Below are 16,197 nucleotides of genomic sequence, written 5' to 3'. Positions count from 1 at the left end.
ATTGGAAATCGAGGCTGATTATGAAACACGTTGTCATCATTGGCGGCGGAACCGCCGGTACTTGTACCGCTAACGCTCTGATTCGCTCTCTCGACAAGAGTGAATTCCGCGTTACCGTGATTGATTTTCAGGCGCGCCACTACTACCAGCCCGGTTTCGTCGGCATCACCATCGGTAAAATTCCGAATCCCGCTTTGTGGCGGTGGCGTCGCCAGACGCTACTTCCGGGAATCCATCTTCTCCAAGAGCGCGTCACCAAGGTGGATCCCCATTCGAAGCAGGTAATCACTCCCACTCGCGAAATTCCGTATGACTATCTCATCATCGCTACCGGTTGCCAATGCCACCCCGAATTAGTCGAAGGCATGTCCAACGGAAACGCCCTCGCTGAAGGCATTTATTCTTTCTATACCCTACGGTGGGCGAAGAAGCTTCGCTCCGTTTTACAAGAGATGGAAAGCGGTAAGCTCATCGTTCATATCTCCGAATTTCCCATCCGCTGTCCAGTGGCACCTCTCGAATTTGCCCTCCAGGCTGATTGGTTTTTCTTCCAAAAACGGCGCCGCGATGACATTGAGATTAAATTCGTCACTCCCCAATCCGAAGTTTTTCAACAGGAAATCACAGCGAAATCCCTGTCCAATATCCTGAGATTGCGAGATATCCAAGTGGAACCGGATTTCGTGGTGCGCCATATCGACGCCAAAGAAAAACGCCTGTATTCCTACGATGGAAAGATTATCGACTACGACCTTCTCGTAACGGTCCCACCAATGCGCGGCCAACAATTCCTGATAGATTCGGGACTCGCAGATGAGCTGGGTTTCGTGCCCTGCGACATTGAAACCTTCCAGCACCGAGAATTCCCTGACGTTTTTGCCCTTGGTGACGCCGCGGATTTACCGACTTCTAAAGCGGGATCGGCAGCCGTCTACCAATCGCGAATTTTCGTTCCGAATTTCCTAAACTATGTTGAGGGCAAGCCGATGACCAAACGCTATGACGGCCACGCGACCTGCATTGTTGACACGGGATTCCGTAAATCCACGGTAATTGATCTGAACTACAAGACTCCGGCTTTGACCGGAAAACTCTTTATTCCAAAGCTCGGTCCGCTCTCGTTGTTGAAAGAGACCCGACTCAATCATCTCGTGAAGCGCCTCATGTTCCCGTTCTACAGCGTCTTGATGGCGGCGCCTCCGGGCCTGAATATCTCCAAACTCCAGATGATTGGAAAGGAGTACACGCGTTGGGGTCTTCGCAGTGACGGAAAAACCCACGTAGCCAAACCGAGGTCAAAGGATTCCTTCTCCCAGCTCCTTGCTCCCACCTATAAGCGGCGCCCCAATGCTTGCTTAGCGGCTTCACCCAAAGCCAAGGTTCTACAGATACCGATTCTCCAAGAGGCTGGCGGGATTCCGATTGATGTGGACAGGGAAGGCTTCATGACCAAACCGGAACAGTGGACTCCGGAGGTTAGCGTGGATTTAGCGAAAGCAATGGGGATGGAGCTTACCGAACGTCATTGGGACGTGATTAACTTTGCGAGGAAAAAATACTTCGAAAACCACCACATTAGCCCCTCTTTGCGCCAGTTCGAACTAGCCGGAGGAATCAGCATCGCCGAGCTTTTCGATTTATTCCAGTTCAAACCCGCTAAAGTTATCGCCTTTATTTCCGGTCTTCCCAAACCGGTCGGTTGTATCTGAGATAAACATGCTGATAAGGGACTAAATTGGAAGTGAGATTGGAGGCAGATGATGGCACCAGACTTTATGGACGCTAAATTTTGGCAAGTAGCCAATCAGCAGATTGGGGTACAAACTCGCAAAATGGCCTTCGTTTGCTCCAAGGGAAATCTCGATATGGCCTATCCGGCTTTAGTTATGGGCATTGCTGCTTTGTCTGAAAAGGTCGATGTCAATCTTTTCTTCACTTTCTGGGGTCTAGACATCATCACCAAGCGCACCATGGATCATCTCAAATTCACCATGCAGGGCAACACTGCGATGCACATGCCCTTCTTGGAAAAACTCCGCCCCGGGTGGGGGAAACGCTATCTTTCCCCGTCGTTAGGTAATATTCCCGGGATGACTCACTTCGCGACCCGCTATCTGATGAAAGAGATGGACAAGAACGGAATTCCTCCGGTACGGGATCTCCTGGAACAGATTAACGAGATGGGTGGGCATCTCTACGCCTGCCAAATGAGTATGGATTTGATGGGGCTACGGAAGAACATGCTGTTTAGAGAGGTGGAAGCCGTTATTACCGCACCGGAATTTGTTCGTAAATCCGAGGGCGCCCAAATTATCTTCATCTAGACGCAGCCGTTAAACATAGCCACTAACCATGAAAAATCACAGGTTCTTTCGGCAACATACCGAACTCCCAGTTTTGTACCGCCCGTTCAAGAATTGCTTTCGTGTCTAACTCAAGAAGCCCCGAATCTTTCCCCTCGCTCCATCCCAGCGTTTCCAGGGCTTTAAGGAGAATCTTCTGATCCGTCCAGCCGAGGGCCTTCAGCTCCGGTCGCGTGACCGACTTGTCTCGTTTCGCAAGCCGTTGCCCCTGGGTATTGATGACCAAGGGAATATGGGCATACTCGGGTGGAGTACCTCCCAGAGTCTCGGTCAACCAGGCCTGCACCGGCGCAGAAGAAGCCAAATCGGTTCCGCGAACCACTTGGTCAATCCCCTGTTCCAGATCATCAACCACCACCACGAGCTGATAAGCCCAATCACCATCGGTGCGTCGCAACACAAAGTCATGCAGCATTCCGGTCACGTCCCCCAAAATGGCATCGTGTACCGTGTATTCCAAATTTTCCGGAGCCCGCAAGCGCAACGCTGGTTTTCGTCCTTGCGCCACGAGTTCAGCCCGCTTTTGCTGACGCTGTGTCGTACTCAAATTCCGGCAGGTTCCGGGATAAATCCCAGGCTTTCCGTGCGGGGCACTGGCCGCGGCCGCAATGTCTGCTCGGGAACAGTAGCATTCATACACGAGACCTTTTTGTACCAATTGTTCCAAAGCATCTTCGTACAACTTATGGCGCTGGGACTGGTAGACCACAGGTTTATCTGAGACCATCCCGAGTGCAGCCAAATCCTCCAGGCTTGCCACGGCAAACTCCGGGCGAGACCGACCGGTGTCAATATCCTCAATTCGCACCAGGAAATCTCGCGCGGTGGTTTTTGCAAACAGGTACGCCGCGACTGCGGTTCGTAGATTCCCAAAATGCATCCGCCCGGAAGGGCTCGGAGCAAATCGTCCGGTGCTTGTCATTGTTGCGTCATTGAGAAATCGGTTTCACCAGCGGGAAGGTAATCGTTTCGCGAATCCCCAGGCCGGTCAGCGTCATCAAGAGGCGATCGAGACCCATGCCCATGCCACCCGCCGGAGGCATCCCTTGTTCCATTGCCGCCAAGAAGTCCTCATCCACCTGCATCGCTTCGGGATCCCCGTTGGCAGCTTCCAAGGACTGGGCTTCGAAACGGGCTCGCTGGATAACCGGATCGTTCAACTCGGAGTATCCAGTTGCCACTTCAAAACCGCGGATGATGAGATCCCATTTCTGTACCTGTCCGGGCTTGTCAGGGTGGGTTTTGACGAGAGGAGAAGTGTCTTCGGGGAAGTCGCAAACAAAGGTCGGCTCCCAAATCTTGTCGCCAACTAGCTCCTCCCACAGCGTTTCCACAATCTTTCCGGGAACATAGTAGGGCTCAAGTTCAATCTCGCGTGCTTCGGCGATTTTCACCAGCGCCTCGCGCGGAGTGTTCACATCTACTTGTTGACCGAGCGCCTCGGAAAGCGACCCGTACAAATCCATCCACTTCCATTCCCCACCAAGATTGAACTCGGTGCCATCGTTCAGGGTCACGACCTCGGAGCCGTAGACATCGCGGGCACAACGCTGAATCATTTCCTGGGTCAGGTTGGCAATCTGGTGGTAGTCACCATAGGCGCAATAGGCTTCCATCATGGTGAATTCCGGAGAGTGGGAAGAATCGGCGCCCTCGTTTCGGAAGTTGCGGTTGATTTCGAAAACCTTGTCGATCCCCCCGACGAGACAGCGCTTCAAAAAGAGCTCCGGAGCAATCCGCAGGTAAAGATCCATGTCGTAGGCATTCATATGGGTTACGAAAGGACGAGCCGCCGCTCCCCCGTGGAGCACCTGCAGCATCGGGGTCTCCACCTCTATATAGCCTTCTTCATCGAGGTAGTGACGCAGAGTCTGGACCACCTTGGAGCGGTTACGCACCATCTCGCGGGCTGCCGGACGCATAATCATGTCGAGGTAACGCTGACGCACCCGAGTATCCTCTGAGAGCGTGACTTCCTCGCCAGCTTCGTTCGTGTACGTCTTCGGCAAAGGTCGCAACGCCTTACAGGTGAGCTGCCAAAGGTCAACGAAAATCGAGAGTTCTCCGCGTTTGGAGCTAATAACCCGCCCGTGTACGAAGAGGTGATCTCCGAGGTCAACGTCGGTTTTATAGGCAGACAGAGAGTCCTTTCCCACCTCGCGTTCGGAAATCATGATTTGGATGGTGTTGCCGTTGCCCTCTTGGAGGGTGGCGAAGGCCAGTTTGCCGCTGGAGCGCATCAAGCGCACCCGCCCCGCTAGGCCAACCTCGTCTTCAGTCTCCTCCCCGGCTTCGAGTTCCCCATACTTTTCGCGAACTTTTGTAATCGTTGTCGTGATATCGACATGCACCGGATAGGGAGTTTTTCCGGCCCCGAGCAGCCGCGCCCGCTTCTCGGCACGCACTCGGATTTGTTCTGGGGCGTCATCAATAGCCTCCGGGTTGGGAGTCTCTACGGTCGGATTCTGGTTTTCAGTTTCATTCTTTGCCACCGTCCCAGTCTAGTGCATTACAACGTCAGGTCTAAAGGAAGTCAGTTCAGCCAGGAAAGAGCCGCCTAAATTACATAATCCGTCTCGTTCGCAGGCACAACGAATTTTTCTACGCCTTTTTCGCTTCCTTGAAGAGCCGCATAAGCACACTTACCTATGTAATAACCTAGGTTGACCGGTACAGCATTGCCGATTTGCTTGTAAGCCGCGCTCGTACCACCCTTAAATTGCCACTCATCTGGGAAAGTTTGAATTCTCGCATATTCCCTTACGTTAAGGGGTCTCGTCTCCTCCGGATGGCAACGTTCCGTCTGTTTTTGCGCAGGTGAACACGTCAATGTTAAAGATGGCTCGTCCCAAGACAGCCTCCTAGCCATTCCCGTTTTACCGCCTCCAAGGTAGTAAGAACTCCCCATATAGCTTTTAGCTACATCCTCTGGAAGATCCTTCCAGTAGCCACCTTCAGGAACCTGTTCCAGCACAGCCTTTTTCTTCAATGGATAGCTTTGGCCTTCAGACTTGGGATAGTCACCAATTGCATCCCAAAGGGAGACTATGTAATCCCGCTCTCGTGGAAAGTATAGCTTGTCCCCAATATCAGAGCGGATGCCCATGACCAATAGTCGCTCGCGCTTTTGAGGGACGTCATGGTACTGAGCCTTTACCAGCCGATATGCGACCCTATAAGTTTCATTGTTCTTGCCGCGAATAGACTTCAGCGTATTCATCATGGTTTCAAGAGTTTTTCCGCCGTCATGACGCAATAGCCCCCTCACGTTCTCACCAATAAACATTTTAGGCATGGATTCACTAATGGCTCGGGCAAACTGGAAGAACATCGTCCCGCGAGTGTCTTCAAAACCTCGGGAATTTCCTGCATAACTAAATGCTTGACAAGGGAAACCACCTTCTAAAAGATCAATTTCATCTGTAAATTCTTTAAAATCTAGGTTAGCGACATCCCCCTCGATAACATTCCACTCAGGCCTGTTTACCCTAAGGGTATCTGCCGCGTCTTTGTCTATCTCGGAAAGGAGCACATGCTGAAAACCGGCATTCTCAAGCCCCAACGCTGTGCCTCCCGCACCTGCAAAGAGATCTAAAGATTTATAGCCATTAGGGCTTTCGTCCTTTAAAACCTGGTAGTTTCGAGTTCCTTGTGAATGCCCGGAAGTGCGACAGTCCCTCTTCGATTTAACCCGTTCAATCTCGTCTAAATTAAAATAGCGCACCCCGCGGTTGTCTCGCGTTGCGCGAATAATCCCCCTTTTGTCCCAACGACGTAGCGTGTCGATTGACACTCCCACCAGGAATGACGCTTCTGAAATAGATACACTCTTCATAAGCTCTAGTTAATCACATAACCCTTGCCTATGCAATGGTTACAGAGGAGTGTTGTGAGTTGATTACTGTAAATTATACAAATGCCGCCATATAAGGCAGTAGTTGGGTAAACTTCGTTTCATGAGTTCCTACAGCTACGGTATTGATTTTTTCAGCGATGAACTACTTGAAACTGAGGTGCAGAAGGTTCTGATTAAGGCTAGGGGCAAGAGTGAGCCAAACCCCTACAAAAACGTGATTGACCCTTACGCAGCTTTATTAGAAGCAGCTGCTCTAAACACCGAGCTTACGAGCTGGGTTGACCTTGAACTTTCGCGCCAGGAAAACAAGCGTCTCACAAATGCAATTGGCGATTTTCATCAGACTTTGCTGGGTAATCTGCCGGGATGGGAAAGCACTGGTTCAAGTGGCGGTCTGATTGATCTCAAGCATGAGCAACCCTTCGGTACTAGACAAACACCTGTTCTTGCGGAGGTGAAGAATAAATACAACACAATGAACTCCGGTAGCGCGGCAGATGTTTTTACCAGGTTTCAAAAGTACCTTAGCATCCCCGAGTATAAGCACTACACCTGCTATCTTGTCCAAGTCATACAAAAATCAGTTCATGATGATGTACCCTGGGTCATCTCTCAACGCGGAAAGCAAGAGAATATAAGACTAATCAGCGCGGCCAAGGTTTATGAACTGTCTACAGGTGACAAATCTTCGTTTCCAAAACTCTTCAGTGCAGTACGACAAATTCTCGAGATTAAGCACGGCATGACATTCGATGCCGAAGATTTAAATGTGCTTCAAAGAATTCTTAATGGGGCACCAAGTTTTCGCGCATAGCCTGTAATCCCCGCGAGACGGGTTTGAGACGGGTAAAGTTTCTCTTAGAGGTGCCAAACAACGATGTTCGAGGGGAAACTATGCAGCTCAATGACAATGACCGGGCCACCATCACGGCGCGATTGCAAGAAGCCAAACAGGGCTTGGACGAAGTTTTTGCAATGATAGAGGCGAATCCGGATGCGGGCTTGTTGATTTCAAAATTGAACGATTGTTCCAAAATGCTGGATCGCGCCAGTTTCGCGCTGATGGTTTCGAGCCTTCAGGGAACCGCGGGTGCGTCCGAGGATGAAAAGGCCGCCAATATCAGGCACTTGGAGCAGCTTTTCCTCCACATCGACTAAGGCGTTTTCGGTTCTCGGGGCGTGGAATTCCCGAACGTTCAAACCGGTTGATTGTTCCCATCGACGTGAACGATTTTTGGTTCGAGAGTCCGCGCTGATTCTTCGTCAACTGTCGCGTAGGCAATGATAATAACGAGGTCTCCGGGGGCGACCAAGCGAGCCGCTGCGCCGTTCATCTGAATGGTTCCCGAACCGCGTTCACCGGCAATCGTGTAGGTCGTGAGGCGCGCGCCATTGTTGATGTCCACGACATCGACTCGCTCTCCGGGAAGGATGTCGGCCCGTTCGAGAAGCTCCTCATCGACAGTAATCGAACCAACATAGTTGATATCGGCATCTGTAACAGTTGCGCGGTGAATTTTTCCGCTCATCATGGTTCGCATCCGCATATTTCCCCCTTGTTCGTTTTAAATATTAAGCCAGAAGCCGCATTCTGCATAAAAGCTAAAACACCAGATCCATGTTGTCAATAAGGCGGGTCGCACCGACTTTCGCGGCCAAAGCCAGGGTGGCGGGGCCGCGGAAACCTACCTCAGTAATCGGCACGAATCCGCGAGGATTCACCAAGGCGACATAATCGACTTCGATTCCAGGAATTTCTTCCAAGCGCCCCCTAACCGCCGCCGCGATTCTATCGGAGCCGAGTTCCGAGGCGTGTTCTAGGCCCCATTGCAAGGATTGCGACAGGTTCAATGCGCTCCCGCGTTCCGCTTCCGAGAGATACCGGTTGCGAGAGCTCATCGCCAGACCATCCTCCTCGCGACGAATCTCTACAGGCAGAATCTCGAGGGGGAAATCCAAATCTCGAACCATCTGGGTGACGATAGCGAGCTGCTGGGCATCTTTCTTCCCAAAGCAGGCCACGTCCGGGCGGGTCAGGTGGAACATCTTACCCACCACCAAAAGCACCCCCGCAAAGTGCGTTGGCCTGGTCTTTCCCTCTAAAATCTTCGCGGCGGGTCCAGGATTAAAACTAACCAGAGCCTCCCCCTGCGGATACATAACTTCCGGAGTGGGAGCAAACAGCGCGTCGACCCCTACCGCTCGCAGTTTCGCAGCATCCCCCTCCAGGTCGCGCGGATATTTATCAAAATCCTCTCCCGGAGCAAACTGGGTGGGGTTCACAAACACCGTCACCAAGACAGTGTCCGCGGCTGCTTTCGCGGCTCGCACCAGATCAAGGTGCCCCTCATGCAAGGCACCCATTGTCATCACGAGTCCGAGCGTTCCAGAAACGTTTTCGCGCCAAGTTTTCAGTTCTTCACGAGTTTGTAGGATTTTCATATTTCAATCCTAGCCACTTATCGAAGCCACTACGCGCGCCATCCATTCCTCGGGAGGCTCTTGGTCGCGGGCAATGTCGGCGTGACGCACTTGCAGTTCCCACAGGCGCTCAGCAAGGGGCGCTTCAAGGTGGTGAACGACTGTCGGCACGACACCGGGCACCAGGTGCAAGCTCACATTCGCCAGGTTCAACTTACGTTCCAAAGGCCCTTGATCGATCGCCACCGACTGCATCCGAGAGTGTGGCACAAACGAGACTCGGTGAGTGACACGACCGTCTCGAATCATCACCATGGTTGTAGTCAGAACAGCGGCTTTCCGGTTCCACGTAATCCAATCCAGCCAGCGGTCGCGGCGCGGGGGGACGAACAGTCCGGGGGCCGAACCGGAGCCGTACATGAGAACTTGCAACAGGTCTGTACCGGCTGTTCCAATTTCTTGGCCTTCCAAGTCGGTCACTGCTCCCAGGTCGCGTTGGACCATCCACAGGGCTTGCAGCGCTTGTTCGCGAGTTCCTACCGGCAGGAGAACTGTCGAGGTCTGGGTTTTTTTATCCCCGGACGAAGCGCCTTGATAGCCGGCCAAAGTCAGTTGTACTTGCCACCAATCTTTACCTCTCCACAAGAAAGGTTGTTTCAAAACCACGGCGTGAACCCGCCCGGGAGGAATAGTCTGCGAGGCATGAGTGGTGAGCCCATGACGCAACCGGATCCCATCGGGAGAAAATGCGGCAGTAAAGTTCCACCCGCGGTTCAACTGTTGGAATACCGCAGAGCCAGCCGCCACGATACCGCCGAACGCACCAATGAGAGCCGAGGGAGTGGCTAGAAGAGCTGCAATAAATGCCTCCTCCGTACCGTCCATTACCGCAAGAATCACCGGAACCAAACCGGCCGCAAACAGAAATGGGATCAAGGCCACGGTGAACCACAAACTCAGGGAGCGCAACATGGATCCCAAGAGCATCCCCACCGGAATCTCATACAGTGGCACTTCCGGAGCCTGGAGGGAGGCCGCCGGTAAATCTCCCATGATTCCCGATTCACCGACCTCCAAAAATTTTGAGATCCCCGCGCTTGCTGGCAATGTCTGATTCGACTTCATACCCGCAGCTTTGGCTAAGACTTCGGCTCGAAGTTCCTGGCATTCAGACACCTTCAGATACGCCACGTCAACTTCAGAACCGGCGGCCCCCGCCGAATCCACATGCAGTTTCGCCAGACCGAGAAGCCGCGGAACCAAGGGCGCCACCACATCAACGGCTTGAATCCGATTCAGTCGCATGTGCCGCTCGGACTTGAAAATCAAGCCTTTGCGGAAGAAAATTGCCTGGTCTGTCAGGGCATATTTGGTCACCCTCCACTCTAGATAGTTGATGACCAAGATGAAAAGCAGTACCACTACTACTATGGCAATGGCAACCACCCAAGCAATCCAAGCCTGGCCAATGTGGTTGAGGAAATCGATGGCCTCAAGGGCACCCTCATTGGTGATTTGGCTTAAAATAATCGCGAACAGAACCAAGATGGCTGCCCAGGAGTTTGCTAAGGGGGTCAGGGGATGGACCCGCTTCCAGTTCGCACCTTTTGCGAGGTCCTGTTCCGAAACCTCAGAAACTGTACCGTTCGTTACATTCTCAGTCAGGTTGTTCGCTGAGGCTCCCGCGGGTGGCTGTGACTGCGGAGTCGGCACCGAATCAGGTTGCGGTGAAGCCACAGAAGGCTCAGGAAGCTCAGCAGGCTCGGGATTAACCATGTTTTCGCTCATAGTCCCGCCCGCAATGCTTCCCCACGCTCGGTCAAGACGGTGCGGATTCGATCGGCCTCATCGCGGGGCAATCCCGGAATATCGGCGTTGGACTCCATTGAGGCCGTTTTGAGACTGACCCTAGCCAGCCCGAACGCTCGGTCAAGTGGCCCTTGTTGCACGTCAACAAACTGCATCCGTCCGTAAGGAACGGCCCACATTTTCTTGAACATAATCCCGCGACGAATATAGAGATTTTTTTCCCCTTCGGCATAGCCCCAGGACTTGACCTGGCGGGGAATGAGCCACATCTGCCACACCAGGAGAACGAGAGGGCCAATTTCTAGGAGCCACAGCCAGGGATTTCCGGAAGCCAAGGGCGCCACCGCACAACCGATAAGCATGATTGCAACCCAGATGAACAATACTACGAACTGGGAATTGATGTATTTCCTTGAAATCGGTTTGAAGGTCACCCCAGCAGGGCTAAATAAATCTCCACTCATGTTTCAATCCTACTCGCTCACAGCCTAATTGCCCCAACAAAGTGAGTTGTTGAGAACGAGTGCAAAATCACTTTTCCTCGAGGACAGCAACGAGCTCACGGTACTGAGTCTCGCTCAAGCCCCTGCGAGCGTAAACCCGCGAGGCGGTTGCCGCAGCCATGGCTCGGTAAGCCCCCGGCAAATCGCTCAAATCATCAAGAGGAAGAGACGGATCCGAATCATCGGGGTGTCGCCACCCTCCACGAGACAAAGCCTCGAGGTGTCCCTGGACAGTCAGCGCGTCTCCCCGCCGAATTGGGCCGGAGAGACCCGCCTCCCCTTCATGGAACGCTCGTTCCAAAGCGGCTTTCAACAGTGGCTCAATAAAAGCAGCCGGATTCTCGATTCCCGCCACTCGCAAGGCGCGCAGGGACTGCGTCACCAAAGTCACCAAGTGGTTGGCTCCATGAGCGAGCGCCGCGTGATAGAGCGGACGCGCCGCGTCGGGCAAGACTGCCGGAATTCCCCCAATATCCATCACGAGAGCTTGCGCGACAGGGAGGAGAGCCAAGGGGGCATTGACCGCCCAGTGCGTTCCATATAACCGGTCCAAATCCAAAGAGGTCCCCGAAAATGTTTGGGCCGGATGCAAGGCCAAGGGAATGGCCCCCGCGGCCTGGGCGGGAGCCAGAATTTCTAAGCCAAAAGCCCCGGCCGTATGCGCCACCAATTGCCCCGCTCTAAACGCCCCAGACTCTGCCAACTGTGAAACCAGGCCCGGCAATCCCGAATCCGACACCGTCAGCACCAGCAGATCAACTCGAGCCGCTAGATCAGCGGCCGCCAAGAAATCCACTCCCGGCACCATCGCATCGGCTCGCTCTCGCGACTCCTGGGAACGGGCCGTTACCCCCACCAAGGTATGCCCCGCGGCCCGCCACGCGGCGGCTAAAACCGGACCAACCGAGCCCATGCCGATAACTCCGAAACGCAGCGAAACCGCAGGGTGAGGCCTTGACGATTCTGGGCTAGCAGCCCCGAGAGGTGGAGCGGGAAAATCATTAAATGAGCTGAGGTCTGCGTCCATAGTTCTATGCTAATGCACCGCGGAAACTCACCATCTGGGGATTGATTTACCGCTACCGGAAACTGCCGACCCTAAGAATTGTCTTTCCAGATTCAACCATCAGCGGACTTTTACCATTAAGATAGTTCTAAGAGCTTTTTTTCGCTTCGCGAGTGTCCGGGTTCTCCTGGCGGTTTCGCGGGCGGACACCGAAGCAACAACAATGTGTTAAAGGGATGGTTATGGAACCTGCAGTGAGTGAAGCCCGTCTTCTCGTCGTCGATGACGAACCCAATATTCGCGATCTTTTGGCATCGTCCTTGCGTTTTGCCGGCTACGACGTACTGAGCGCCGGGGATGGCACCGAGGCCTTGCGACTCGCAACGACAGAGAAGCCCGACTTGGTGATTCTTGATGTCATGTTGCCGGACATGGATGGCTTCACCGTGACGCGGAAACTTCGGGCGGCTGGAATTGATATGCCGATTTTGTTCCTGACAGCCAAGGACGATATGCGGGACAAGGTTGAAGGTCTTCAAGCCGGTGGCGATGACTATGTCACTAAGCCTTTCGGTCTCGAGGAGGTAGTGGCTCGCATCAATGCCATCTTGCGCCGCACCAAGCGCGGTTCTTCAGAACAACCCTTGTTGCGCGTAGCTGACCTGGAGCTGGATGACAATCTCTACGAAGTCCACCGCGGCGGGCGTTTGATTGACCTTTCCCCCACCGAGTTCAAGTTGCTGCGTTACCTGATGGTGAACGAAGGCCGCGTGGTTTCGAAGGCCCAAATTCTCGACCACGTGTGGGAATATGACTGGGAAGGCGACGCAGCCATCGTGGAGTCTTACATCTCCTATCTGCGCCGCAAGCTCGATGCTCCGGACGAAAACGGCAATATTCCTCCGTCATTGATTCAGACCCGTCGCGGGGTGGGTTATCTGCTTCGTGACCCTAACGAGTAAGGGTCACAGTCTCACGCGTGAACTCAATCACGTTTTCATAGTCCGAACACTTTAGGGAGACGGCTCGTGCGTGCGCCGGCAAAGATGTGGAACTCCCTGGCCTTAACGACCAGGTTGACGGTTCTGTTTGCGCTCTCTATCCTGTTTGCTTTGGCAACGGGTGGGGTGGTTACGGTGGTGTCACTAAGTACCTACCTCACGAATCAGCAAGACGCCCAGCTTTCCGCGGCCGCTCGGGTTCTCGGCCCGAATGCTGCGAACCTCGAGGACTACACCCAGCTCTATAAGATGCTGCCTAATGACTACTACGTCTATGTGCACTACATGAAGAATGTGAACCGCAAAGACCGCGAGTTCGTTACGGACACCACCAAACGCGAGGCCGGAGTTCCCACTTTTGATTCCCTTCCGACAGAGGAAGAGATTCCTTCCATCGCTACCGCGTCTTCCCTAGTCATGCCCGGGACTACGGTTCCATCCACGAAAGAGGGACAAAACTGGCGCATTCTTTCCATCATGCTGACTCAGAACAAAGAGGTGGCAGGGGCAGTAACGGTGGGTCTGTCGATGGCTCCGCAAAAGAACATGCTCCAAGCAGTGACTTTTACCGTAACGATTTCGACTCTGATTATCGCTTTGGTGGGTACTTTACTAACAAACTACCTGGTGGGACGCGCCTTTAGACCTCTACACCAGATTGAAAACGTCGCCAACAAGATTGCGGCGGGCGATCTCACGAGACGTATTCCGCCCGCGCCGACAACAACCGAGGTGGGTTCGCTTTCCAACTCGTTGAACGTCATGCTTTCCCACTTGGAACAGGCCTTTTCCGCGGTGGAGCTCTCGGAGCGGAAAATGCGTCGTTTCGTTTCTGATGCCTCCCACGAATTGCGCACCCCGACCGCCGCCATCCGCGGCTATGCCGAGCTCTCCCGCATGGGAGGGGTCGGGCCGGAGCGGCAAGCCGAGGTGATGGCCCGAATCGAATCCGAGGCCACCCGCATGGGGAATATGGTCCAGGATTTGCTAACCTTGGCGCGTTTGGACGAGCACCGCCCGATGGTGTTTGAACGTACCGATATCACCGCCCTTGCCCGCAATTCCCTTTCCGATCAGGCCGTCATCGATCCGGATCGTCCCGTCGCGCTTCTCAACTTGGAAAACGAGGAGCTGGAGGATGTTTTTTCGGTTTATGCCGTGGTTGATTCCGAAAAGATTTCCCAGGTCATTGCCAACTTGCTATCCAATGTACGCCAACATACTCCGCCGGGAACCGCCATTGAAATCGCGGTGGGATATCGGATGTGGCCGGATGAAACCGGAAGAAATCTCCGCGTGGCGGAAGCCTCGAAAATCCCGGCCTACCAGCGTTGCGCGGTTATTGAGGTGCGCGACCATGGGCCCGGGGTTGATCCCGAAAATGCGGAAAAGGTCTTCGAGCGTTTCTTCCGCGCCGATGCCTCACGGGTTCGCACCACCGGCGGCACCGGCCTCGGCCTCGCCATTGTCTCCGGTATCGTCTCCGCCCACAACGGAACCGTGGCCATGTTGACCACTCCGGGAGGCGGTGCCACCGTGCGGATCAAGGTGCCCTGCCAAGCGGCGCACGTGGTGGCCGAAAGCGGAAACAGCGGGAAGAAAACTAAAGTAATGCCCCCGCCTCCCCCACCGCCCCGCTCCTAATCTTTCTAGTCGGCTTCCCGATGGAGGAAACGTTTTCCACAGAGGGATCGTTTCTTGACTTCAAAATGCTCCCAGTGGATTTTCGCCATCGAATTCCTAAGAATTCCCTATCCGATATATACTTACGGGGTTGCCTGAATGACCGGAAGCGGACATTCACAAGAGGCTCCCGAAGGAATGATGTGAGTATGGCCGAAACGATTCCGGCTTGGCTGATTTCAGGTTTTGCCCGTGCCTGCGCCAATTTGGGTGCCAGCGCGTCGCGCGAAGCAGAAGAACAACAGGCTCGAGATTTGGCGACAGTCTGGTCGGCTCCCGAGCGCTGTTTCCATAATCTCACCCACCTGAAGGACACCCTCGAAAACGTCGATTTCCTGGCTGAGCAGGCTCGCGATATCGACGCCTTACACTTGGCAGTGTGGTTTCACGGGGCGGTTTTTGATGTTTCCGAGGCGGCAGTGGAACGCAGCGAGGGCGGGATCAACATCATGGAATCCGCCAAACTGGCCCAGAACCGATTGACTTTCCTAGGGTTGCCTCCTGAAAAAGTAGACATCATTGTGGCTCTCATCGAGAGCTTGTACCGACATAAGGCCACCGAAGACATTGATTCCCAGGTCCTCTGCGATGCCGATTTGGCAATCTTGTCTGCGGATCCGGAAGAATATCTTGACTACCTGCAGGCAATACGTGAAGAATATCGGGCATACTCCAACGAGCGTTTTGTGGAAACCCGTCTGGAGATTGTGGAGAGCCTGCTAGCGCGCCCCCAGCTGTTCTATACTCACACGGCAGCCACCTGGGAGGAACAGGCCAGAGAGAACCTTCTCGCGGAGCAGTCTCGGCTCCACAAGGTAAATGTCTCTGAGCTACCTCCGCCTCCCGAGCCGAGTGCCTCCACTTTGCCCGCACCTGGACTGGACTCAGGTTCCTTCGAAGTTATCTCGGAGACGGATGAGGCGGAAGATTCGAAGATTGCGGGCGATATCAATCCCTATGCCCCCACCGATGAGGCGGACTTGGGATCCACCTTGGAGAATGTGGAAGAGGTTATGGATACCCTGGTTATGAAAGCTTTAAAGTCAGATGAAATGACGATTAAACCCATGTCTGACAATGCACAGTGAGTTTTCCACAATTGCAAATTAAGGCCTCAATTCACAGGGAAACTTTTCTCCGTTAGGCGCGGGGGGAGACAGTCCCTAGGTTGGATTCCAGGGAGTCACGTCGGCTTCCATTTGTTACAACCAAAGGAGAACACTCATGCAATTTCAAGTAGACAGCGAAGCCGTTGCGCTCGCCGCCAGCCAAACTCGTGCCTGCGCCGAGGAAGTCAGCGCTCAAGTCTCAGCCATGATGGCGAATCTCGTCAATCTGCAATCCACCTGGACGGGCAATGCCTCGGGCGCTTTTGAGTCTTTAGCGCAGCAATGGCGGGCCACTCAGGCCACGGTCGAGGATAACCTCCGACAGATTGGGCTCCAGCTCGACACGGCTTCCCAGACCTACGCTCAGGCTGAAACTACCGCCGCCTCTTTGTTTGCTACGGCTTAGGTGGTTTTGGGACTCAACAAAGGGTCTATAAAACGCCAAA

The 16,197-nt window shown here is 53.8% G+C and carries 15 protein-coding genes and 1 pseudogene; 8 read left to right on the top strand and 8 right to left on the bottom strand.

What is annotated here, in order from left to right:
- Nucleotides 1-20: 20 nt before the first annotated feature.
- Nucleotides 21-1,709, top strand: coding sequence for a TusE/DsrC/DsvC family sulfur relay protein (locus FYJ63_RS05650; protein WP_154544631.1), 1,689 nt, complete (start codon nucleotides 21-23; stop codon nucleotides 1,707-1,709).
- Nucleotides 1,710-1,760: 51 nt separating this feature from the next.
- Nucleotides 1,761-2,324, top strand: a complete 564-nt coding sequence (locus FYJ63_RS05645) for a DsrE/DsrF/DrsH-like family protein (RefSeq protein ID WP_229769996.1) — start codon at nucleotides 1,761-1,763, stop codon at nucleotides 2,322-2,324.
- Nucleotides 2,325-2,346: 22 nt separating this feature from the next.
- Here the strand turns inward: FYJ63_RS05645 and gluQRS are convergent, their stop codons facing one another.
- The 3 genes from gluQRS to dcm form a co-directional block, all read right to left on the bottom strand.
- Nucleotides 2,347-3,285, bottom strand: a complete 939-nt coding sequence (gene gluQRS / locus FYJ63_RS05640; RefSeq protein WP_154544627.1) for a tRNA glutamyl-Q(34) synthetase GluQRS — start codon at nucleotides 3,283-3,285, stop codon at nucleotides 2,347-2,349.
- 7 nt (nucleotides 3,286-3,292) lie between these two features.
- Nucleotides 3,293-4,855 carry a lysine--tRNA ligase gene (gene lysS, locus FYJ63_RS05635; RefSeq protein ID WP_420846019.1) on the bottom strand — a complete coding sequence of 521 codons (1,563 nt, stop codon included), beginning with the start codon at nucleotides 4,853-4,855 and terminating at the stop codon, nucleotides 3,293-3,295.
- 65 nt (nucleotides 4,856-4,920) lie between these two features.
- The gene (gene dcm / locus FYJ63_RS05630; RefSeq protein WP_154544625.1) at nucleotides 4,921-6,198 is read right to left on the bottom strand and encodes a DNA (cytosine-5-)-methyltransferase; all 1,278 of its coding nucleotides are present in this window, start codon (nucleotides 6,196-6,198) and stop codon (nucleotides 4,921-4,923) included.
- 121 nt (nucleotides 6,199-6,319) lie between these two features.
- On the opposite strand from dcm, the gene FYJ63_RS05625 reads away from it, so the two are divergent.
- Together FYJ63_RS05625 and FYJ63_RS05620 are read left to right on the top strand one after the other, a co-directional pair.
- Entirely contained in the window at nucleotides 6,320-7,033 is a 714-nt protein-coding gene (locus FYJ63_RS05625) for an Eco47II family restriction endonuclease (protein ID WP_154544623.1), read from the top strand.
- 80 nt (nucleotides 7,034-7,113) lie between these two features.
- Nucleotides 7,114-7,377, top strand: coding sequence for a hypothetical protein (locus FYJ63_RS05620; RefSeq protein ID WP_154544621.1), 264 nt, complete (start codon nucleotides 7,114-7,116; stop codon nucleotides 7,375-7,377).
- Nucleotides 7,378-7,418: 41 nt separating this feature from the next.
- Here the strand turns inward: FYJ63_RS05620 and panD are convergent.
- From panD to FYJ63_RS05595, 5 genes and pseudogenes are all read right to left on the bottom strand, one after another.
- Nucleotides 7,419-7,766, bottom strand: a pseudogene (panD, locus tag FYJ63_RS05615) (aspartate 1-decarboxylase); the annotation flags it as partial.
- Between the two features lie 55 nt (nucleotides 7,767-7,821).
- The gene (gene panC, locus FYJ63_RS05610) at nucleotides 7,822-8,661 is read right to left on the bottom strand and encodes a pantoate--beta-alanine ligase (protein ID WP_154544617.1); all 840 of its coding nucleotides are present in this window, start codon (nucleotides 8,659-8,661) and stop codon (nucleotides 7,822-7,824) included.
- A gap of 9 nt (nucleotides 8,662-8,670) precedes the next feature.
- A complete protein-coding gene (locus FYJ63_RS05605) occupies nucleotides 8,671-10,428 on the bottom strand; it encodes a PH domain-containing protein (protein WP_229769995.1) in 1,758 nt (585 codons plus the stop codon).
- The gene (locus FYJ63_RS05600; protein WP_154544615.1) at nucleotides 10,425-10,913 is read right to left on the bottom strand and encodes a PH domain-containing protein; all 489 of its coding nucleotides are present in this window, start codon (nucleotides 10,911-10,913) and stop codon (nucleotides 10,425-10,427) included. Before FYJ63_RS05600 ends, FYJ63_RS05605 begins: the two co-directional genes overlap by 4 nt.
- A gap of 67 nt (nucleotides 10,914-10,980) precedes the next feature.
- Nucleotides 10,981-11,979, bottom strand: a complete 999-nt coding sequence (locus FYJ63_RS05595; RefSeq protein ID WP_154544613.1) for a Rossmann-like and DUF2520 domain-containing protein — start codon at nucleotides 11,977-11,979, stop codon at nucleotides 10,981-10,983.
- Between the two features lie 215 nt (nucleotides 11,980-12,194).
- On the opposite strand from FYJ63_RS05595, the gene FYJ63_RS05590 reads away from it, so the two are divergent.
- From FYJ63_RS05590 to FYJ63_RS05575, 4 genes are all read left to right on the top strand, one after another.
- Complete coding sequence (locus tag FYJ63_RS05590; RefSeq protein WP_154544611.1) at nucleotides 12,195-12,920, top strand: response regulator transcription factor; 726 nt, start codon at nucleotides 12,195-12,197, stop codon at nucleotides 12,918-12,920.
- A 66-nt stretch (nucleotides 12,921-12,986) separates the two neighbouring features.
- Nucleotides 12,987-14,603: a sensor histidine kinase gene (locus tag FYJ63_RS05585; protein ID WP_338106838.1), complete on the top strand. Its 1,617-nt coding sequence runs from the start codon at nucleotides 12,987-12,989 to the stop codon at nucleotides 14,601-14,603.
- A 188-nt stretch (nucleotides 14,604-14,791) separates the two neighbouring features.
- Nucleotides 14,792-15,730: an HD domain-containing protein gene (locus tag FYJ63_RS05580; RefSeq protein WP_154544716.1), complete on the top strand. Its 939-nt coding sequence runs from the start codon at nucleotides 14,792-14,794 to the stop codon at nucleotides 15,728-15,730.
- A gap of 136 nt (nucleotides 15,731-15,866) precedes the next feature.
- Nucleotides 15,867-16,157, top strand: a complete 291-nt coding sequence (locus FYJ63_RS05575; RefSeq protein WP_154544609.1) for a WXG100 family type VII secretion target — start codon at nucleotides 15,867-15,869, stop codon at nucleotides 16,155-16,157.
- The last annotated feature ends 40 nt before the right edge of the window (nucleotides 16,158-16,197 follow it).

Origin of the sequence: Mobiluncus porci, assembly GCF_009695935.1 — a bacterium.
GTDB lineage: Bacteria > Actinomycetota > Actinomycetes > Actinomycetales > Actinomycetaceae > Mobiluncus > Mobiluncus porci.
This window is presented reverse-complemented; position numbering and strand designations above follow the sequence as displayed.